The sequence below is a fragment of the Sphingomonas sp. IW22 genome (assembly GCF_041321155.1).
Taxonomy (GTDB): Bacteria; Pseudomonadota; Alphaproteobacteria; order Sphingomonadales; family Sphingomonadaceae; genus Sphingomonas.
Map to the genome: position 1 here is coordinate 349,102 of NZ_JBGGWB010000001.1, position 19,823 is coordinate 368,924.

Consider the following 19,823-nt stretch of genomic DNA (forward strand, 5'->3'; position numbering starts at 1 on the left):
CCTAGATCGCGGGCATGTTCGCCGCCAATCAGCCGGGCTGACATGGCCGAGATCGTCACACTCGGATGCCGCCTCAACCTCGCCGAAAGCGAAACGATCCGTGCCATGGTGGACGGACGGGACGTGGCCGTGGTGAACAGTTGCGCTGTCACCGCCGAAGCCGTCCGCCAGTCGCGGCGCGCCGTTCGACGACTGGCGCGTGACAATCCGGATGCGGAACTGGTCGTGACCGGGTGCGCCGCCACCATTGATCCAGAGGGCTTTGCCGCCCTGCCCGGTGTCGCCCGTGTGGTCGCCAATCCACTGAAGCTGGCGCCCGAAGCATGGGACGCCCCCGCCCCGCCGCCGCCCGCATCCGCCCATGCCCGCGCGCTGGTGGAGGTTCAGAATGGTTGTGACCATAGCTGCACCTTCTGCATCATTCCGCAGGGTCGCGGCCCCAGCCGATCGTTGCCTGCGGGCGGCGTCATCGAACGCATCGCCGCTTTGGTCGAAGCCGGGCACCGCGAAGTCGTACTGACGGGCGTCGATCTGACCAGCTACGGCGTCGATCTGCCCGGCATCCCCACGCTTGGGCGGCTGGTCGAGCGGATCCTGCGGCTGGTGCCCGATCTGCCGCGCCTTCGCCTGTCGTCGCTTGATCCCAGCGAGATTGACGACCGGCTGTTTGCGCTGATTGCCCACGAACCGCGCGTGATGCCGCACCTGCACCTGTCGATGCAGGCAGGCGACGACCTGATCCTCAAGCGGATGAAGCGCCGTCACAACCGGGCTCACGCGGTGCGGCTGGTCGGACGGCTGCGCGCCCTGCGCCCCGAACTGGCTGTTGGCGCCGATCTGATCGCCGGCTTCCCGACCGAGGATGAGGCCGCCTTTCAGGGTAGCCTGGCGCTGATCGAGGAATGTGCGATCGTCCACGCGCATATCTTTCCCTTTTCACCGCGTCACGGAACCCCGGCGGCGCGGATGCCGCAGGTCCAGCCCGACGTCGTTCGCGAACGCGCCGCCCGGCTGCGCGCCACCGCCGCCGCCGTGCGGGGCGACTGGCTGGCGGGCCTGGTCGGATCGGTTCAGCAGGTGTTGGTGGAAAAGCCCGGCGATATTGGCCATGCGGCGAACTTCGCCACCGTTCGCCTGCCCCGTCCGGCGAACGTAGGCACCATTGTTCCCGTGCGCGTTACCGGCGTGCATGACGATAATCTGATCGGAGAACCCGAATGACAGTGCCAAGCTGGCACGAACGACTGCTCGGCGGATTTCGCAAGACGTCCGACCGACTGCTGGGCAACCTTGCCGGGCTGTCGCTGGCACGGCTGGACGACGACACGCTCGACCAGATCGAGGAGGCGCTGATCGCGTCCGACCTTGGCCCCGAGACCGCCGCGCGCGTCCGCGCCCGGCTGGCTGAGGGGCAATATGAGCGTAATCTTGAGGAACTGGGCATCCGCCTGGTGGTGGCGGAGGAAGTTGAAAAGGCGCTGGCCCCTGTTGCCAAGCCGCTGGAGATCGAGGCTTTTCCCCGCCCACAGGTGATCCTGGTGATCGGCGTCAATGGCTCGGGCAAGACGACCACCATCGCCAAACTGGCCAAGACGTTGGTCGATCAGGATTATGGCGTCATGCTGGCGGCGGGCGATACCTTCCGCGCGGCTGCCATCGGCCAGCTTCGCACTTGGGCAGAGCGGATCGGTGTGCCGATCGTGTCGGGTGCTGAGGGCGGGGACGCTGCCGGTATCGTGTTCGAAGCCGTGAAGCAGGCGACCGCGACGGGCATCGACGTGCTGATCGTCGACACGGCGGGCCGGCTTCAGAACAAGCGCGAGCTGATGGACGAACTGGCCAAGATCCGCCGCGTGCTGGGCCGCCTGAACCCCGCCGCCCCGCATGACGTGGTGCTGGTGCTGGACGCGACGACGGGACAGAACGCACTCAGCCAGATCGAGGTATTCAAAGAAGTGGCGGGCGTGACCGGGCTGGTCATGACCAAGCTGGACGGCACCGCGCGCGGCGGCGTGCTGGTCGCAGCGGCGGAGAAGTACGGCCTGCCCATCCATGCCATCGGCGTCGGTGAAAAGGCCGACGACCTGCGCCCGTTCGACGCGAACGAGGTGGCGCGCATCATCTCTGGCGTTGAGGAAATGGTGCGATGACCATGGCAAAGGCGCCGCTTTCGCCGGGCCTGCGTATGGCGGTCGATTACGGGCCGCTGGCGGTTTTCTTTATCGTCAACGCGCTGGCGCCGGGCAGCGAAATCGGGCGAATTCTGGCCGCCACTGCCGCCTTCATGATCGCCATCGCGGCGGCGCTGGCATTTTCGTGGTTCAAGGCGGGGCATATCTCGCCCATGCTGTGGTTGTCGGGCGGGCTCGTCCTCGTATTCGGCAGCCTGACGCTCTATTTCCATGACCGCACCTTCATTCAGGTGAAGCCCACCTTCGTCTACGCGATGTTCGCGGTGCTGCTGGGCTATGGCCTGGCGACCGGCAGGCCGCTTTTGCAGAGCCTGCTGGAAAGCGCCTATCCGGGGCTGACGGCTCGCGGATGGCGATTGCTGACGATCAACTGGGCAGTGTTCTTCGCGCTGGCGGCAGTCGCCAATGAAGTGGCGCGGGCGATGCTCGGCTGGGATCAGTGGGTGTTGTTCAAAACATGGGGCATGATCCCCGCGACGTTGATCTTCACCTTCGCCAACATACCGATGCTGCTGAAAAATGGCCTGCAGCTCGATCGGAAGGAAGAGGCCGCCATTCCCCCGCCAGAGGGGTGAGACATAAAAAAGGGGGCCGGTCGCCATGGACCGGCCCCCTTTCCGCTTCCTGCTCGATCAGGCAGTCGCGTCAGCGAAACGCTGCGACACAGTGTTCCAGTTCACCACGTCCCACCACGCCTTCAGATAGCCGGGGCGGTCGTTCTTGTAGGTCAGGTAATAGGCGTGTTCCCACACGTCATTGCCCAGAAGCGGCGTACCCTTCTTGTCGACCACGTCCATCAGCGGGTTGTCCTGGTTCGGGGTCGAGGTGATGGCCAGCTTGCCGGCCTCGTCCACGATTAGCCACGCCCAGCCCGAACCGAACTGGCCCGCGCCCTTGGTGTTGAATTCTTCCTTCAGCTTGTCCAGCCCGCCGAAATCGCGGTCGATGGCAGCCTGAAGCTCAGCCGACGGCTGACCGCGATCAGCGGCGGGGGCCATCGTCTTCCAGAAGAAATCATGGTTCCAGTAACCACCGCCATTGTTCCGCACCATGGCGGAGGCGGAGGAGATGTTGGCCAGGATTTCCTCGATCGACTTGCCCGACAGGCCGTCCTTCTCGACGCCCTCGTTCAGCTTGGCGGTATAGGCAGCGTGGTGCTTGTCGTGGTGGAACGTCATCGTTTCCTTGTCGATGGTCGGTTCCAGCGCGTCATAAGCATAAGGCAGCGGCGGCAGTTCGAAGGCCATGATCTTTCCCTCCTTGGGGTTTTGGCTTCTCAAGGGTTCGGCGAAGGAACGCCGTCGGCCTTCAATGGGTCCGTCCAATTCGTTTCGCAACCGTGCCGTGCGATAAATCCGGCCCTGCGGTTGATCGTGCGCGCCCGACATGGGAGGAGGCCGTTCCGCACGTAACGACCGCAACAAACGGGGAGAACCGCGCGATCATGTCGATCCTTGGACCACGCAAGACGCTGGGCGGCGCCGCAGCGCCGGGCGGCAGCCTGAAAAAAACACTGGGCTGGCCGCATCTGATCGCATTGGGAGTCGGCGCCATCGTCGGCACCGGCATCTACACGCTGATCGGGGTCGGCGCCGAACGCGCGGGTCCGGCAGTGATCCTCGCCTTTGTGATCGCGGGGGCGGTCTGCGCCTGTGCCGCACTTGCCTATGCCGAACTGGCGACGCTGATCCCGGCGGCGGGCAGCGCCTATACCTTCAGCTATACTGCCATGGGGGAGACGATCGCGTGGATCGTCGGATGGGCGCTGATCATCGAATATTCGCTGGTCTGTTCGACCGTCGCCGTCGGCTGGTCGGGCTATCTGGTCGGCTGGATCCAGTCCGCGGGCATTGACCTGCCCACGGCGTTGCTCGCGGGGCCGCATGCCGGCGGCGTATTCAACCTGCCCGCCGTGCTCGTCGCGCTGGCGGTGATGAGCCTGCTGATCGCAGGCACACGCGAAAGCGCGACGCTGAACATCGTCCTGGTGGTCATCAAGATGACCGCGCTGACCGTGTTCATCGTTTTTGCCCTGCCCGCGTTCGATGCGGACAATCTCCAGCCCTTCATGCCCTATGGCTTCGGCTCGACGGAGATTGACGGGACCAAGCGCGGAGTGATGGCAGCCGCCGCAATCGTGTTCTTCGCCTTTTACGGCTTCGATACGGTGGCGACCTCAGCCGAAGAGACGAAGAATCCAGGCCGCGACCTCAAGATCGGCATCATCGGTTCGATGATCGCCTGCACCGCGATCTACATGATCATCGCCTTTGCTGCCGTGGGCGCAATGCCATATCTGGAACTTGCGGATTCTCCTGAGCCGCTGGCGCTGGTGCTCCGCTCGCTGGGTCAGGTGACCGCGTCACAGGCGATCGCACTGGCGGCCGTTGTCGCGCTGCCGTCGGTTATCCTGGTGTTCATGTACGGGCAAAGCCGCGTGTTCTTCACCATGGCGCGCGACGGCCTGTTGCCGCAGAGCCTGGCCAAGCTGAGCAGCAATGGCGCGCCCGTTCGCATCACGATCCTGTCAGGCCTAGTCAGTGCGACGATCGCGGGCTTCTTCCCGATCGACGAACTGGCGGAATTGGCCAATGCAGGCACGCTGGTCGCCTTTACGTCGGTGGCAGCGTGCATGATGATCCTACGTCGCCGCGCACCGGATGCGCCGCGCCTGTTCCGTTGCCCGCAACCCTATCTGGTCGGATCGCTGGCAATTCTGGGCTGTCTGTATCTGTTCTTCAGCCTGCCTTCGACCACGCTGGTGCGCTTTGCCATCGCCACGGTGATCGGGCTGTGCATCTATCTGGCCTATGGCCGGCGTAACAGCCGCCTGACGGCAGGCTGAGGCGTCAGACCGTCCAGATCAGGACGTTGACCAATGTGACAAAGGCTGCGGCGAGCATCAGAACCGGTTTCTGACGCTCGCCGCGTCTCCATAGCGCGATTGCCCCGACGACCAGCGCGAACACGCCGATCATCGCGATCGCCAATAATGCAGAGGCCAGCCCGTTGGGCGCGGGCATCACAGCGCCTCCGCCAGTGACGCATGTGCCGTATCCGCCAGCACATGGGCATAATCGGCCATGTCGGTATTGCCGCCGGACAACAGCACCAGCGTACCGGGCAGCGGCTCGACGCGCCGCGCCAACAGCGCCGCCAACGCGACTGCCCCGCCCGGCTCTACCACCAACCGCAGCTTGGCCGCTGCCCGTCGCTGCGCCGTGCGCACCTCTTCCTCGCTGACAGCGACGCCGCGCGCATCGCGGCGTGCCAGCACCTCGAACGTGCGTTCGCTGACGCGCATGGTCTGAAGTGCGTCGCATGCGGTCGGCGGCGGGTCATCGCGCACTGGCTCGATCCATCCTGCCTCAAGGCTGCGGGCCATATCGTCCCACCCCTCGGGCTCAGCGGTGACGATGGCCGCGTCGGGCAGCGCCAGCGCCAGGCCGGCAGCCAGCCCGCCGCCACCACAGGGCGTGACAACCCGCGAAATCGCGCCGAACCCAATGGATTCGGCCTGCTTCGCCGCCTCGACCCCGGCGCTGCCCTGCCCTTCGATGATCCAGGCGTCGTCGAAACTGGGCACCAGCACAGCGCCGCGCGCATGGGCCAGATGAGCTGCGATTTTCTCCCTGCTTTCGGTCTTTCGATCATAGGGAACCAGTTCGGCCCCCATGGCCAAGGTGGCGTCGCGTTTGACCTTCGGGGCGTCGCTTGGCATAACGATCACAGAGGGCATGCCCAGCCGCCGTGCTGCCCAGGCTACGCCCTGCGCGTGATTGCCGGACGAAAACGCAACCACGCCCTTTGCCCGGTCCTCTGCCGCGATAGCGGTCAGTCGATGCCAGGCGCCGCGCAACTTGAACGCACCCATCGGTTGCAGGCATTCGGCCTTGAAGGCCACGGGGGTTCCATGCACCTCGGCGACGATCAATGGCGTTGGCGGCAATATCGCCGCCACCTTTGCTGCGGCATCACGGACACCGGCCCGGGTCGGTTGTCGCAAGAACGTCACAAATCGCCTCCGAACGCAAAAAAACCCGCAGAATCGCTTTACACCCCGGGGGTCGGATCCTATGTGCACCCCCCGCTGCCCCATGGGACTTCCAACCGCAAGGCAGCTTTTGTCACCGTATGCCGAAAGGCAATTGGAGGTCCCTTGAATTGGCCGAATATCATCGCGCGCTGGGGGTAGCTCACACCCTTCGACCGGTTCAGCCGGTAACGCTGGTTCGTCCGCACGCTGCGGCTCGTGCGGCCCGTTTCTTCGTCGAGAAGTTTCCGGGTCGGACGCTTTATGCCGTCAAGGCGAACCCGTCGCCCGACCTGCTCCAGATCCTGTGGGATAATGGAGTGACTCATTACGACGTCGCGTCGATTGGCGAAGTGCGACTGGTGTCGCGCACGCTGCCCGATGCCACGCTTTGCTTCATGCACCCGGTCAAGGCCGAGGAGGCGATTGCCGAGGCTTATTTCAAGCACGGCGTCCGCACCTTCTCGCTCGACACGATCGAGGAGCTGGAAAAGATCGTGCGCGCCACGCAGGGCGCCGATGATCTGACGTTGTGCGTGCGTATCCGCGTGTCGTCCGACCTGTCCAAGCTCAGCCTCGCGTCCAAGTTCGGCGCCGGCCCCGGTGAAACCAAGGAACTGCTGTTCGCGGCCCGTCAGGCCGCTGATACGCTGGGCATCTGCTTCCATGTCGGCAGTCAGGCCATGTCGCCCGACGCCTATTCGCAGGCGATGGAGCGCGTACGCGCGGCGATCGTCGAAGCGGCGATCACGGTCGACGTGATCGACGTGGGTGGCGGTTTCCCGTCGGCCTATCCGGGCATGGAGCCGCCGCCGCTGGAGCGTTATTTCGAGACGATCCATCGTGCGTTTGAAAGCCTGCCGATCTCCTATTCGGCAGAGCTGTGGGCCGAACCGGGTCGGGCGCTGTGCGCGGAATATAGCTCGCTGATCGTGCGCGTCGAAAAGCGCCGCGGGGACGAGTTGTACATCAACGACGGCGCCTATGGCGCGCTGTTCGACGCGGCGCATGTCGGCTGGCGCTTTCCCGTCCAGCTGCTGCGTGAGCCGGACAGTCGGGCCAAGGACATGCCCTTCAGCTTCTATGGCCCAACCTGCGACGATCTGGACCATATGGCGGGACCGTTCGAACTGCCGGCGGATATGCAGGCGGGGGACTATATCGAAGTCGGGATGCTCGGCGCCTATGGCTCGGCCATGCGCACCGCGTTCAACGGCTTTGGCACTGACGAGACCATCGAAGTGACCGACGAGCCGATGGCCACGCTCTATGCGGGGCTGGAGGACGAAGTCGACAGCGGCAACGTGGTGCGCCTAGGCGCACGTCGCTGATCGGTTGAAGCGAACAAAAAGGGCGGCGAGAGTGTAATGCTCTCGCCGCCCTTTTTTGCGGGTTTGTAACATGACCCGCCACGGCCTTCAGGCCGGCTTCGCTTTCAGCAAGGCGAGGCCAAAGCCAATAAAGATGACTCCCGTCACCCGGTCAAAAGCCAGCTTGATCGACGGCCTTTTCAAAAAGCGGGCAAAGGATCGCCCGCCCAGCGCATAGACACCATACCAAAAGGCCTCGACGACGGCGAAGGTCGCAACCAATATGGCGAATTGCGGCACTTTCGGCTCAGCCGGATCGACGAACTGCGGGAGGAAGGCTGCCGCGAACAGGATCAGTTTGGGATTGCTGATGCCGATGGCAAAACCACCGCGAAAGACGGTTGCCTGCGACACGCTTGGCATCAGGTCACCCTCACCGACATCCAGCGGCATCACGTGGGTGCGCCATGCCTTGATGCCAAGAAAGACCAGATAGGCAGCGCCGGCATAGCGAAGCACCTCGAACGCGCCGGGCACCGCCAGCAGCAGGGTCGTTAAGCCAGCCGCCGACATGGTCAGGATGGTCACCACAGCCGAGAGGCACCCCGCCATCGCCGCCATGCTTCGCTTCAGTCCCATATCAAGGGACCGGGTCATGACGTGGAGCATATTCGGTCCGGGCGTCCCCGACAGCAGGAACACCGCCCCGACAAAGAGCCACCAGGTCTGAAGCGCCATTTCGATATCCTTTTAGCCGCTGCACGCCGCGCGGGCGGGGCGCGCAACGACAGAGCGCCCAACGACAGGGCGCGAAGTCGATCGCCGATGAGCGTCAGCGCGCATCACCTCGCCGGAAGCATTCGCGACTTGATCTGTCCTCAGGACAATCGGTCCCGAAAGGTCTCCCACCCGAATTCGCGCACCATCTCAAGGCTATCGTCGCGCGAGTCCCACAGGGCGATCGCGGGCAAGGGCACGCCGTTGAAGGTCGTGGTCTTGACCATCGAATAATGCGCCTGATCGAGGAAGGCGATACGCTGGCCCGGCTCCGGCCGTTCGGCAAAGCGATATTCGCCGATGATGTCGCCCGCCAAGCAGGATGGTCCGCCAAGGCGCACGGTCACGCCCTCCCCTTCCGGCATTTCGCCGATCATGGCGGGGCGGTAGGGGGCCTCGATCACGTCGGGCATGTGGCAGGTCGCGGAGATGTCGACGATGCCGACGGGCATGCCGTTGTCGATAACGTCGACCACCTCCCCCACCAGGATGCCAGCGTCGAAGGCAATTGCCTCACCCGGTTCCAGATACAGGTCCAGCCCGGTGTCGCGCTTCACCTGCCGCAGGAACTCGACCAGATCGTCGCGCTGGTAATCGGCGCGGGTGATGTGGTGCCCGCCGCCGAAGTTCAGCCACGACAGTTGATCGAGGAACGGCGCGACGCGCGGCGCCAGCGCTTCCCATGTGCGGCGCAGCGGTGGAAAGTCCTGTTCGCACAGCGAATGGACGTGCAGGCCCGTGACGCCCTCCAGATCGGCCGCCGCAAGCTGGTCCGCCGGATGGCCAAGGCGCGAATGCGGCTGGGCCGGGTCGTATTTCGGCACCTCCCCCTCGGCATGCATGGGGTTCAGGCGCAAGCCCACGTCAAAGCGCGCACCATCGGCCCGCGCCGCTGCCAGTTCGGCGCCGAAACGGCGATGCTGGCCGGGCGAGTTGAAGATGACGTGGTGGGACAGGGCGCAAACCTCTGCAATTTCATGCGCCTTGTACCCGGCACAGAAGGTCGCGACCTCCCCGGAATAATGGCCCGCCGCCAGTCGCGCTTCCCACAGGCCCGACGTGGCGGTGCCGTCAAGATAACGGCCCACCAGATCGCCGAGCGACCACATCGCAAACGCCTTGAGCGCCAGCAGCAGCTTGATGCCCGCCCGGTCGCGCACATCGGCCAGAATGGTCAGATTGCGCTCGATCGCGGCCTTGTCGACGACGAAGCACGGGCTGGGCACGCGGTTCAGGTCGAAATTGGCGAACGCGCCCGCGCCACCCGACTTGGTTGTCATGGGTGCCGCAGCGCGGGTGTCGTCGGGTTTCATGCGAGGGTCCCCAAAAGATTGTTCGCGCCGATCCTGTCGAACGACCGCACCGGCGTGCGGCGCAGCGTTTCGACAGGTTCGACACGAACCAATTCGCCTTGTCAGCGCGTCAGAAGCGCAGCGGCTCCGGCAGTTCCTTGACCTGCCAGGGCAGGCCGTGCTGGTTCAGCATGTCCATGAACGGATCGGGATCGAACTGTTCCATGTTGAACACGCCTTCACCCCGCCAATGGCCGTTCAGCATCAGCGCGGCGCCGATCATCGCCGGCACGCCGGTGGTGTAGCTGACCGCCTGATTGCCGGTTTCAGCATAGGCGTCCTCATGGTCGCAGACATTATAGACATAGACGGTCTTTTCCTGACCATCCTTGGTCCCGGTCGCGATGTCGCCGATATTGGTCTTGCCCTTGGTCGTCTCACCCAGGGTCGACGGTTCGGGCAGAACGGCCTTCAGGAACTGAAGCGGGATGATCTCGCGGCCCTCATAGATGACCGGCTCGATCGAGGTCATGCCGACATTCTGCAGCACCCGCAGATGCGTCAGATACTGCTCGCCAAAGGTCATCCAGAAACGTGCGCGCTTGATCTCCGGGATGTGCTTGACGAGGCTTTCCAGTTCCTCGTGATACATCAGGTACATGTTCTTCGCGCCGACCTGGTCGAAGATGAACACCTGACGCTCCGACAGGGCCGGGGTTTCGACCCAATCGCCCTGTTCCCAGTGACGCGCTGGCGCGGTCACTTCCCGGATGTTGATTTCCGGGTTGAAGTTGGTCGCGAAATGCTGGCCGTGATCCCCGCCATTACAATCGAGAATGTCCAGCGTCTCGATCGTGTCGAGCAGATGCTTCTTGATATAGGTTGCGAACACGCTCGTCACGCCGGGGTCGAAGCCCGAACCCAGCAGCGCCATCAGCCCTGCTTCCTTGAACCGATCCTGATAGGCCCATTGCCAGCCATATTCGAACTTCGCCTCGTCGCGCGGTTCGTAATTGGCGGTGTCGAGATAATCGACGCCGGTCTTCAGGCACGCTTCCATCAGGTTCAGGTCCTGATAGGGCAGCGCCAGGTTGACGAGCAGCTTGGGCTTGACCTGATCGATCAGGCGCGCGGTCGCATCAACATCGTCCGCATCGACCTCAGCCGTGGCGATGTTCGCGCCGGAGCGCTCCTTCACCGATTGGGCGATGGCATCGCATTTGAACTTGCGACGGCTGGCAAGCGTGATCTTGCCGAACAATTCGGGATTCTTTGCCATCTTGTGCACCGCGACCGACGATACGCCGCCCGCACCGATCACCAGAACGTCTTTCACCTGACAGCCTTTCGCGCAAATAAGATAGCGGCCCCATATGGGACCGGGGCTCAGGATGCAAAGCCTCGCGTTCGGATATGAAGCCACGATGACATTATGGCGTAATAGTGAAAGGCGGTTGGAGATGGATCGACGGACATTGCTCGGCGTGGGGCTGGGCATGAGCGCAGGCATGTTGGGAACAACCGCTGCGCGCGGCCAGACCGGCAACCAGCGCCCCAGCGACCTACCCTGGCCCCCGCGTGAGACGTTCGACCTGTGGCCCGGTGGCGCCCCGGGGGCACCGGCCAGGCTGCCCGAACTGGTGCGCTATGGACCCGAAGGCCGCGAACTGTGGCTGCGTGGCATCCCCAAACCGACGCTGTCGGTCTATCGCCCCGCTCGGCCCAACGGGATCGGCGTGCTGTCGATTCCGGGCGGCGGATACGGGTTCGTGTCGGTCGAGAACGAGGGGCACAATGTCGCAAAGGTGCTGAACGCGCTGGGCTTCACCGTGTTCGTGCTGGTCTATCGCCTGTCGGGCGAAGGCTGGGCCAATCGCGCCAATGTACCGTTGCAGGATGCACAGCGCGCGATGCGGCTGATCCGGGCGGGCGCACCGTCATTCGGCGTCGACCCGAAACGCATCGGCATTCTAGGCTTTTCGGCGGGCGGACATTTGGCCGGATCGCTGATGACCCGATATGACGACAGCACCTATCGCGCCGTCGATACCGCCGACACCCAGAGCGCACGGCCCGATTTCGCCGGGCTGGTCTATGCCGTCACGGCGCTGCGCTGGAATGGCGAGTTCAACAATTCGGGCCGAAACCTGCTGGGTCCGCAACCCAGCGACGCCGCCATCGCCGCGCAGGACGTGACGCCGCGAATCGATGCGGAAACGCCGCCCATGTTCCTGCTGCACGCCGGCGATGACGGGCTGGTGCCGCTGGAAATGAGCCTGTCGCTGATCGCCGCGGCCCGGGCGGCAAAGCGACCGGTCGACGCGCATCTCTATGACACCGGCGGCCACGGTTTCGGCATGGCGCTCGCCCCGTCGCACCCGGCGCATGGATGGGGTGCGCTTTATGCAAGCTGGGTAGCGCGGATGACGGGCGGCTGAGGCGCCGCCCGCCACAGGATTATTCGCGAACCGGTGCCAGTAGGTTTTCCGGTTCGTTTTCCGCGCTGCGATCAATGCGCGCGGTCATGCCGGTCGCCTCTGCGTCGTCGAGCATCTGCTGATCCTCTTCGACCTCGGGCGGCGGCGCGGCTTCAAAGGTCGGCGTGGGCGACGGCGTCGGGCTGGGCGTCGGCTCCAGCGTGGGCAGCGGTTCGGGCGTCGCCATCTCTTCGGTCAGGTTCAGGTCCGGCCCTTCGGGGGCGGGCACTTCAGGCTCACCCGAACAGGCGGCAAGCGCGGCGAGTGGCAACAGGAACAGGGCCGGGCGAAACGAACGCATCAAACAAATCTCCTGAAAAGGGGGGGTCAGCGGCTGGCGACCTGAACCGCTGAACGGTTCTCGATCTTGTCCGCCAGCTTTTCGTCCCAGCCATAGGGGTCGTCGCGGAAACTGATCTGGCCGTTGCCGCTGGCGAACGCAGTCCAATAGAGCAGATAGACCTCGACCGGCGTGTTCAGGCGGGCGCGCACCGTCTTGGTGCTGGTCGTCACCTGCTTGTCGATCGCTTCCTCGCTCCATTCGGGCACATCGCGCAGCAAGCGCTTGGCCAGCGCATTGGGCTTTTCCAGTCGGATGCAGCCATGGCTGGCCAGACGGTCGAACCGGCTGAACCCGCCCTTGGCCGGCGTGTCGTGCAGATAGACCGCGAACGGATTGTCGAAATCGAATTTGAAGCGGCCCAGCGCGCTGGTGTCGCCCGATGCCTGTTGCAGCCGACGGTTCGGCCCTTCTCCAATCACGCGAAAGCCATTGGCCTTCAGATAGCCCATGCCCTTGGGGAACAGCTCACGATTGGCGATCCCGGTCGGCACGTTCCAGGGCGGATTCAGCACGACGGAATGGATGGTGGAGCGCAGCATCGGCGTTTCGCCGCCATCGGGCTTTCCGGTCACCGCCTTCATCGACATGACCGGCTGATCACCCTCGAACACCGTCATCACGGCGGCGGCGATGTTCACCTGAATGCGGTCCGTGGGCAACTGCCCCGGCAGCCAGCGCCAGCGTTCCATATTCGCCATGATCTGCCGCACCCGGCGCGCGACCGGCACGTTCAGCGCGGCCAGCGTCTGGGTCGAAGCGATTCCAGTTGGGTTCAGCCCATAGCGCCGCTGCGCGCGCTGAACCACGCTGCGGAGGGCGGCGTCGAAACGGTCGCCGCTGGCCGACACCGCGCTATCCTCGATGGCCAGCCGCTGACGCAGCGCCGCGACGCGCGGACCGCTTGCTCCAAGCCCCATGTCCGGGCCGGACGGGATGGCTTTCCAACCGCCATTCGCGGCGATCCGGCGATAGGTCGCCAGACCCTTACGCAGCCCCTCATAGCCAGCCCAGGGGGGCGGAAGATTGGCAAACCACTGGGCGATCCGGTCCTCGCGAACCGCGCGCACAAAACCGGGATAGGGATCGAAGGGCTGCGGGCGCAGCGCCCAATCCTCCTGAAAGTCCGACGGCTCCAGTCGACCGGCACGCACCGCATGGGCGTGATCCAGCGCGGCGCGGATCAGCGCATCGTTGTCGGCAGGGGCCGGCGGCGCCTTGCCCGAAAAACGCAGTCCCTGCTCGTGGCTGTCCTGTCCCAGAAGCTGCGCCAGCAACGCCGCCTGTTGGGCCGACAGGCGCGGCAGCGGACGCGCGGTCAGTGTTGGCGGCACGGGCACGGCCTGCTGCACCGGCGGAGCCGCAGGCGTCGTGTCTTCGGGCACGATATCGGGCGGCAACAACAATTGCTGCGCCGACGCGGCAGAGAGCGCCAGCGACAGTGCAGTTAAGCCAATTCCGGCGTGAATCATCATCTTGCCAGCCATTTACTTGCCTTCACATCGGGCGCCGATACGCCGCACCCTTCGTCACGTCTCACATAGCGACCCACACGCCGCATCGCAAAGGCGAAGGGGGAGTTCCGGTGCAAATCTTGCAGACCAACGAAAAAGGGGCGATCCGCCCCGGACCGCCCCCTTTCCTGTCTCGAAACACGCGCCTTTTGGCGCGCGGCCGATCCGTTCGAGATTACTTGACCTCGACGGTCGCGCCAGCTTCTTCCAGCTGCTTCTTGAGCTTGTCGGCTTCGTCCTTCGACACGCCTTCCTTGACGGGCTTCGGCGCGCCTTCGACCAGCGCCTTGGCTTCGGTCAGGCCCAGGCCGGTGATCGCACGGACTTCCTTAATGACGTTGATCTTCTTGCCGCCGTCGCCGGTCAGGATCACGTCGAATTCGGTCTTCTCTTCAGCGGCAGGCGCAGCGGCGCCACCAGCGGCAGGCGCAGCAGCGACGGCAGCAGCGGCCGAAACGCCCCACTTCTCTTCGAGCAGCTTCGACAGCTCGGCTGCTTCGAGGACGGTCAGTTCGCTCAGCTGTTCGACGATTGCGTTCAGGTCAGCCATGGTAAACTCCAAATCTTGAAAGGTTGAATGTGGTCAGTGTCCGGACCCGCCCGAAATTCAGGCGGCGTCCTTTTCCGCATAGGCCGCAAGCACGCGGGCGATCTGCGCCGCCGGTGCCTGGGTGATGGTCGCGAGCTTGGTCGCGGGCGCCTGCACAAGGCCAATGAGCTTGGCGCGCAGTTCGTCCAGCGACGGCAGCGATGCCAGCGCCTTGATGCCTTCCGCGTCGAGCACCTGCTTGCCCATCGCGCCGCCGACGATTTCGAGCTTGTCGTTCGTCTTGGCGAAATCCGACACGACCTTGGCGGCCGCGACCGGATCGGTCGAAGTGGCGAGTGCGACAGGCCCGGTCAGCAGGTCGGAAATACCTGCGTAATCGGTGCCTTCGAGCGCGATCTTGGCAAGGCGGTTCTTGCTGACCTTGTAGCTCGCACCGGCTTCGCGCATCTTGTTGCGGAGTTGCGTCGACTGGGCGACGGTCATCCCAAGATTGCGGGTGACAACCACCACGGCAACCTCGTTGAAGGTGCGGTTCAGCTCGGCAACGGCTTCGGTCTTTTGCGAACGATCCATGCCGGTCTCCTCAAAATGGACCCCGAAGGGCCCGGTTACGTCGGAAGCGGGCGGATGCCCAACTCCCTCGTCCGAGGGGCATGGTCGTCATCGGCCGGACACTGCCCAGCGGCTGACCCGACCGCGAACGGTCGGTGAAAAACACATTCCCCGTCTCGGCGGGAGATTAAGATGGGCATATTCCCATCACCCGCTGTCTCGGACGGACGCAGCGAGCCCGGTAAGGGACACGCCACGAAGCGCGCGCCTTTACCGGGATGCGCACGCAAGTCAAGCCTCAACGCACTTCGCGTCCCACGGGATACAGCAGATAGCGCGCGTCATAATATGGCGTCCGCTGATAGAACCAGGCCAGTCGCGCCTGTGGATCGGCCGCAAAGTCGGGCTCAGCGGCCAGCTTCGCACGGAACGCAGCCGCGAGTTCCGGATCGTCCGCCAGCATCGCATCGGCCAGCGGGGCAATCGCATATCCCTCGATATATTCGGTGCGCGCCAGCATCGCCGGGGTCAGGTTCCACGCCAACGCCCCCTCCCCGCTTTCGGGTTCGAGCAGCGCGGCGGCAAGCAGGCCCAGCGGCTGATCGGCGGGCACGCGCATGGACCCGGCGGGCATGGTGATGCGGCGGCGTTCATGTACAATTCGCCCGCTCAGGGGAACGTGCCCCTCGCTCGCCGCGCCCAGCTTGGGGTCTTCGACACGGGCCATGTCGAGTTCGATCTCACGCGGGGCGTCAATAACTTCCATCCTGATGCCCTGAAGCCCGGCCGCCTTCAGGATCGCCGTCGCACTGGCGGGTATCCACCAGGCGCGTGGCATCGTCACCTTTTCGGCAGGCGACTGACCGATGACCGGCACCTTCAACGCGACGGGCTGGCCGGTCCAGCGCAGCTCCTCCCGTCCGGATGCAGGCGATTGATAACGGTCGTTAGAAATGCCCTTGAAGTCCATGACGAACAATGGCGTTTCGTCATTCTTCCACGTCGTGACGAGTTCACGTGGCGTGTCAGCACGGTCGGCATCGATCGCGCGGCGCAAGGCCTCGGCTTCGTCCCCGGCGGTCTTCAGCGCCGTCTCGACAAAGACATAGGTGCCCAGCACCCGGCGGCGATAGTTTTTCAGGCTGTGTGTTTCCAACAGCACCGTTGGCACTCGCGCATAATCGCCCCAGCCGGTTGAAAAGCGTGGGGTGTCCGCGCTGTGGGCGATCCCTTTCTCCGGGGCGCGATTGTCCAGCGCGTCGATATACAGGGTCGGCACATGCCCCGCAGCCGTCAGGTTGCGATCAAACGCAGGGCGCAGACGCTGGTCCAGCCAGCGCCCGATTTCACGGCTGTTGGCATATTTGCCGTACAGACCGTTGAAATCATAAGTGATGTCGTACTGGTAATCGATGCCGTCGGTGACGTGAAGGTCAAGATACAGGATCGGGTCCAGCCGCCGGATCAGGCCCAGCATCGCCTGCATTTCAGGCGCATCGGCCTTCAGGTAATCACGGTTGAGGTTCAGGTTCTGCGCGGTGGTGCGCCACCCCTGCACCATCGGCCCGCGCTGGTTCGGGCGGCTGTAGCGCGAGGCGCGCTCATGCCCGTCGACGTTGAAGATCGGCACCAGCACCAGATCAGCCTTGTCGAGCAGCGCCGCCTTGCCGCCGAACGCGATATCACGCAGCAGCATAAAGCCCGCATCCTTGCCGTCGATTTCCCCGGCATGGATGCCCGCCTGCGCCAGCACGACGGGCCGGCCCGGTCCCTTGCTGGCGCGGATCAGGAACAGGTCGCGTCCCTCCGGGCTGCGGCCGAATACTTCCAGCGTCAGCAGCGGCGACGCGGCGACCAGCTTTTCGGCGAAGGCGCGGGTGGCGGCGTAATCGGGCGTCCGCTCGAACCCGGCGGCTTCGGCGGGGGTGATCCACTTGCTCCCCGGCTTGGCGATCAACTTTTCGCTGGCTCCGCGCCACGGCATTTCGGGCGGTAGCGGCGCGGTCTGCGCGGCGAGCGGGGCGGTGAGCGTCAGGGCGAGCGAGGTGAGCATGGTTCGGCGCATGGCCGCTTCCTACTCACGCCGTTCCCGGCGCAAAAGCGTTAAAGCGCCGCCGCGACCCACCACGCAAATGCCGCCGCCGCCAGCAAACTGCCCAGCGGCAATCGCTCACCCCCACGCATCCCGCGCACAACCGCGATGCACAGGCCGATGAGACAGGCGATCAGCAACACCCCCGGCAGCGCGCGCCACCCCAACCACAGGCCGATCGCCCCGAACAGCTTGGGGTCACCGCCGCCCAGTCCCATGCGCCCGCGCGCGCGCCGGTAAAGTGCGGCGACCAGCCACAGCACGCCTAACCCCGCCGCCCCGCCGGTCAGCCGTGCGTCGAGTGGCGGCGCCATGCCCGCCACCCCGCTCAGCACTCCGGTAAGTGCCAAAGCCGCGACCAACGGATTGGGTAGCCAGAAGGCACGCAGGTCGATGGCGCCCAGTGTCAGCAGCAACCAGCCGAACACCGCCCCTGCTACGCACACCGGTCCCGGCGCGACCGTCCCGGCAATGACGCCAACAGCCAGCGCCAGCACCTCCACACCCAGATGGAAACGCGCAATCCGCCCGCCGCACCGGCGACACCGCCCGCGCAGCCAAAGAAAGCTTAGCACCGGCACCAAGTCCCCCGCCCCCAGCGCCCTGCCGCAGCCATCGCAATGCGACCGCCCGTGCAGCGCCGATTCGCCCTCGGGCCAGCGGATCGCCACCGTCGCGATGAAACTGCCGAACACCGCGCCCAGCACGCCAAGCAGGATCGGCCAGAAAAGGGGCGGCATCATGCCCTGCCCCTAGCCGGGCCTGCTGATGCTCGCCAAGGTTTCAATCGCAACCGTTCGCCCCTAGATCGCTTGTCAAACAGATTGTCAGGAGAGCCAGATGTCCGCCGACCCCATCGTCATTGTCAGCTATGCCCGCACCCCCATGGGCAGCTTTCAGGGTTGCTTGACCGGCGCCAGCGCGACCGAACTGGGCGCGGCGGCGGTCGGCGCGGCGGTGGAACGCGCAGGCCTGAAGGGTGAGGCGATCCAGCGCATCCATATGGGCTGCGTCCTGCCCGCCGGCTTGGGACAGGCACCCGCGCGGCAGGCAGCGATTGGCGCGGGCCTGCCCCAGCATGTCGAAGCGACGACGATCAACAAGATGTGCGGATCGGGGATGCAGGCCGCGATCATGGCGGCAGAGGCGCTGAGCGCAGGTTCCGCCGACTGGATCGTTGCGGGCGGCATGGAGAGCATGACCAATGCTCCCTATCTGTCGGCCCGTCATCGCAGCGGCGCGCGCATCGGGCATGATGTGCTGAAGGACCACATGTTCCTCGACGGCCTTGAAGACGCCTATGAACCCGGCCGCCTGATGGGCAGCTTTGCCGAGGAAAGCGCCGCCGAATATCAGTTCACGCGCGAGGAACAGGACGCCTTCGCCATCGCCAGCCTGGAGCGCGCGCAAAAGGCGCAGGCATCGGGCGCATTCGACCGCGAAATCGTGCCCGTCGAGATCAGCGGGCGCAAGGGGACCGAAACCATCCGACTCGACGAACAGCCCGCGCGGGGCGATGTCGCCAAAATCCCCACGCTGAAACCCGCCTTTTCCAAAACAGGGACGATCACCGCCGCCAACGCCTCCTCCATCTCCGACGGTGCGGCGGCGCTGGTGATGACGCGGCTGTCGGTCGCGGAGAAGTTCGGCCTGAAGCCGGTGGCACGCGTCGTGTCTTATGCCGCCCACGCCCATGCACCCGCCCGTTTCACGACCGCGCCGGTCAGCGCGATGCAGAAGGCGCTGGATAAGGCGGGCTGGAAAATCGGAGATGTCGACCTGTTCGAAGTGAACGAGGCGTTCGCCTGTGTCGCCATGATCGCGATGCGCGACCTGTCGATTACGCATGACGTGATCAACGTCCATGGCGGCGCATGTGCGCTGGGCCACCCGATCGGCGCATCGGGCGCGCGCATTCTGGCGACGCTACTGTCTGCGCTCGAAACGCACGGACGGCGGCGCGGCCTCGCGTCGCTGTGCATCGGTGGGGGGGAGGCAACGGCGATGGCGGTGGAGTTAGTCTAAGGGCTTGGCTTTCCTGCGGAACGGCTGACTGTGGGTGGTTTCCAGGCCGTCCGGCATTGGAATGGGGCTTGGCAAAAGCTGCCGCCGCGACGAGCTTGGGCGATCATGGAGTTTCCTCTAGAACCACCTGCAATTGCGATGACAGAGCGGGGCGACATGAAAGAGACCTTGGAACAGCGCTCCTTGGAGGCGCTCCGCTATTGGGGGCGGAAGTGGATAGATTACATGGCGATAGGAAACGGAGGCGGCCTGCTGGCCACGGCTTCTGCCTTCGTCAGTAACGAGAAAACAAGAGCAGCTCTCTTCCTATCTGCGTGGCTATTCTTCGCAGGCTTGATCTGCGCAGGCCTGATGGTGTTCGTTCGCGTTCACTGGGCCGGAAGTGCCACCATCTTCAGGTCACCCCTAAAGAAGGTCCCACTCTCCGTATGGCCGATAATTTCTGCCGTTATTCAAGTCGCCTCGTGCAGCTTCTTCGCCATCGCTGTGGCGATGGCGTTACTTCGATTGAAGTGAGGCGTCCTTATTACCCACTCTTTCTTGGCGCAACGTGGTGGGATCGTTCCGGTTCGTCCTCTGTCGAGACTGGAACGGCCGCTTTCGGGATTGTGGACAGACCGCCCGAGCGGCTGACTTTGGGGCGCTTGCTGCCATCGGAAAACCCACGCC

General features: G+C 64.6%; 20 protein-coding genes. 8 read left to right on the plus strand and 12 right to left on the minus strand.

All coding sequences use genetic code 11. The features are described 5' to 3' along the window. The first annotated feature begins 42 nt into the window (after positions 1-42). From ACAX61_RS01680 to ACAX61_RS01690, 3 genes are read left to right on the plus strand one after another with little or no spacing between them, the layout of a single operon-like run. The gene (locus ACAX61_RS01680) at positions 43-1,221 is read left to right on the plus strand and encodes a MiaB/RimO family radical SAM methylthiotransferase (RefSeq protein WP_370713094.1); all 1,179 of its coding nucleotides are present in this window, start codon (positions 43-45) and stop codon (positions 1,219-1,221) included. Then, entirely contained in the window at positions 1,218-2,150 is a 933-nt protein-coding gene (ftsY, locus tag ACAX61_RS01685; protein WP_370713095.1) for a signal recognition particle-docking protein FtsY, read from the plus strand. The genes ACAX61_RS01680 and ftsY overlap by 4 nt, the downstream gene beginning before the upstream one ends. Then, positions 2,147-2,767 carry an inner membrane-spanning protein YciB gene (locus ACAX61_RS01690; protein WP_370713096.1) on the plus strand — a complete coding sequence of 207 codons (621 nt, stop codon included), beginning with the start codon at positions 2,147-2,149 and terminating at the stop codon, positions 2,765-2,767. The genes ftsY and ACAX61_RS01690 overlap by 4 nt, the downstream gene beginning before the upstream one ends. Before the next feature lie 57 nt (positions 2,768-2,824). Here the strand turns inward: ACAX61_RS01690 and ACAX61_RS01695 are convergent, their stop codons facing one another. Further along, positions 2,825-3,439, minus strand: coding sequence for a superoxide dismutase (locus ACAX61_RS01695; RefSeq protein ID WP_370713097.1), 615 nt, complete (start codon positions 3,437-3,439; stop codon positions 2,825-2,827). Between the two features lie 197 nt (positions 3,440-3,636). Between ACAX61_RS01695 and ACAX61_RS01700 the strand changes: the two genes are divergently transcribed. Beyond that, a complete protein-coding gene (locus tag ACAX61_RS01700) occupies positions 3,637-5,037 on the plus strand; it encodes an APC family permease (RefSeq protein ID WP_370713098.1) in 1,401 nt (466 codons plus the stop codon). 4 nt (positions 5,038-5,041) lie between these two features. On the opposite strand, the gene ACAX61_RS01705 is transcribed toward ACAX61_RS01700, so the two are convergent. Together ACAX61_RS01705 and ACAX61_RS01710 are read right to left on the minus strand one after the other, a co-directional pair. Beyond that, on the minus strand, positions 5,042-5,215 hold the full coding sequence (locus ACAX61_RS01705; protein WP_370713099.1) for a hypothetical protein: 174 nt from the start codon (positions 5,213-5,215) through the stop codon (positions 5,042-5,044). Next, positions 5,215-6,207 (minus strand): threonine ammonia-lyase, encoded by a 993-nt coding sequence (locus ACAX61_RS01710; RefSeq protein ID WP_370713100.1) that lies wholly within the window; start codon positions 6,205-6,207, stop codon positions 5,215-5,217. Before ACAX61_RS01710 ends, ACAX61_RS01705 begins: the two co-directional genes overlap by 1 nt. Positions 6,208-6,356: 149 nt before the next feature. On the opposite strand from ACAX61_RS01710, the gene ACAX61_RS01715 reads away from it, so the two are divergent. Then, positions 6,357-7,556, plus strand: a complete 1,200-nt coding sequence (locus ACAX61_RS01715; protein WP_370713101.1) for a type III PLP-dependent enzyme — start codon at positions 6,357-6,359, stop codon at positions 7,554-7,556. 87 nt (positions 7,557-7,643) lie between these two features. Here ACAX61_RS01715 and ACAX61_RS01720 read toward each other — a convergent pair whose 3' ends face one another. The 3 genes from ACAX61_RS01720 to ACAX61_RS01730 all read right to left on the minus strand — a co-directional run bounded on the left by ACAX61_RS01720 (position 7,644) and on the right by ACAX61_RS01730 (position 10,940). Further along, a complete protein-coding gene (locus ACAX61_RS01720) occupies positions 7,644-8,273 on the minus strand; it encodes a LysE family translocator (RefSeq protein WP_370713102.1) in 630 nt (209 codons plus the stop codon). A 140-nt stretch (positions 8,274-8,413) separates the two neighbouring features. Further along, the gene (locus tag ACAX61_RS01725) at positions 8,414-9,592 is read right to left on the minus strand and encodes a carboxynorspermidine decarboxylase (RefSeq protein ID WP_370714874.1); all 1,179 of its coding nucleotides are present in this window, start codon (positions 9,590-9,592) and stop codon (positions 8,414-8,416) included. Between the two features lie 142 nt (positions 9,593-9,734). After that, positions 9,735-10,940, minus strand: a complete 1,206-nt coding sequence (locus ACAX61_RS01730) for a saccharopine dehydrogenase family protein (protein ID WP_370713103.1) — start codon at positions 10,938-10,940, stop codon at positions 9,735-9,737. Positions 10,941-11,064: 124 nt separating this feature from the next. On the opposite strand from ACAX61_RS01730, the gene ACAX61_RS01735 reads away from it, so the two are divergent. Then, entirely contained in the window at positions 11,065-12,042 is a 978-nt protein-coding gene (locus tag ACAX61_RS01735; protein ID WP_370713104.1) for an alpha/beta hydrolase, read from the plus strand. A 19-nt stretch (positions 12,043-12,061) separates the two neighbouring features. Here ACAX61_RS01735 and ACAX61_RS01740 read toward each other — a convergent pair whose 3' ends face one another. The 6 genes from ACAX61_RS01740 to ACAX61_RS01765 form a co-directional block, all read right to left on the minus strand. Next, positions 12,062-12,382: a hypothetical protein gene (locus ACAX61_RS01740; protein ID WP_370713105.1), complete on the minus strand. Its 321-nt coding sequence runs from the start codon at positions 12,380-12,382 to the stop codon at positions 12,062-12,064. Positions 12,383-12,408: 26 nt separating this feature from the next. Further along, positions 12,409-13,908, minus strand: coding sequence for a L,D-transpeptidase family protein (locus ACAX61_RS01745; protein WP_370713106.1), 1,500 nt, complete (start codon positions 13,906-13,908; stop codon positions 12,409-12,411). A 202-nt stretch (positions 13,909-14,110) separates the two neighbouring features. Next, complete coding sequence (gene rplL / locus ACAX61_RS01750) at positions 14,111-14,485, minus strand: 50S ribosomal protein L7/L12 (RefSeq protein ID WP_370713107.1); 375 nt, start codon at positions 14,483-14,485, stop codon at positions 14,111-14,113. 57 nt (positions 14,486-14,542) lie between these two features. After that, positions 14,543-15,058 carry a 50S ribosomal protein L10 gene (gene rplJ / locus ACAX61_RS01755; protein ID WP_370713108.1) on the minus strand — a complete coding sequence of 172 codons (516 nt, stop codon included), beginning with the start codon at positions 15,056-15,058 and terminating at the stop codon, positions 14,543-14,545. Between the two features lie 277 nt (positions 15,059-15,335). Beyond that, positions 15,336-17,102 (minus strand): M14 family metallopeptidase, encoded by a 1,767-nt coding sequence (locus ACAX61_RS01760; RefSeq protein ID WP_370713109.1) that lies wholly within the window; start codon positions 17,100-17,102, stop codon positions 15,336-15,338. Positions 17,103-17,140: 38 nt separating this feature from the next. After that, complete coding sequence (locus ACAX61_RS01765; protein ID WP_370714875.1) at positions 17,141-17,869, minus strand: prepilin peptidase; 729 nt, start codon at positions 17,867-17,869, stop codon at positions 17,141-17,143. Positions 17,870-17,969: 100 nt separating this feature from the next. On the opposite strand from ACAX61_RS01765, the gene ACAX61_RS01770 reads away from it, so the two are divergent. Together ACAX61_RS01770 and ACAX61_RS01775 are read left to right on the plus strand one after the other, a co-directional pair. Then, positions 17,970-19,154, plus strand: a complete 1,185-nt coding sequence (locus ACAX61_RS01770) for an acetyl-CoA C-acyltransferase (RefSeq protein WP_370713110.1) — start codon at positions 17,970-17,972, stop codon at positions 19,152-19,154. Positions 19,155-19,310: 156 nt separating this feature from the next. Further along, entirely contained in the window at positions 19,311-19,670 is a 360-nt protein-coding gene (locus ACAX61_RS01775; protein ID WP_370713111.1) for a hypothetical protein, read from the plus strand. Positions 19,671-19,823 lie beyond the last annotated feature (153 nt).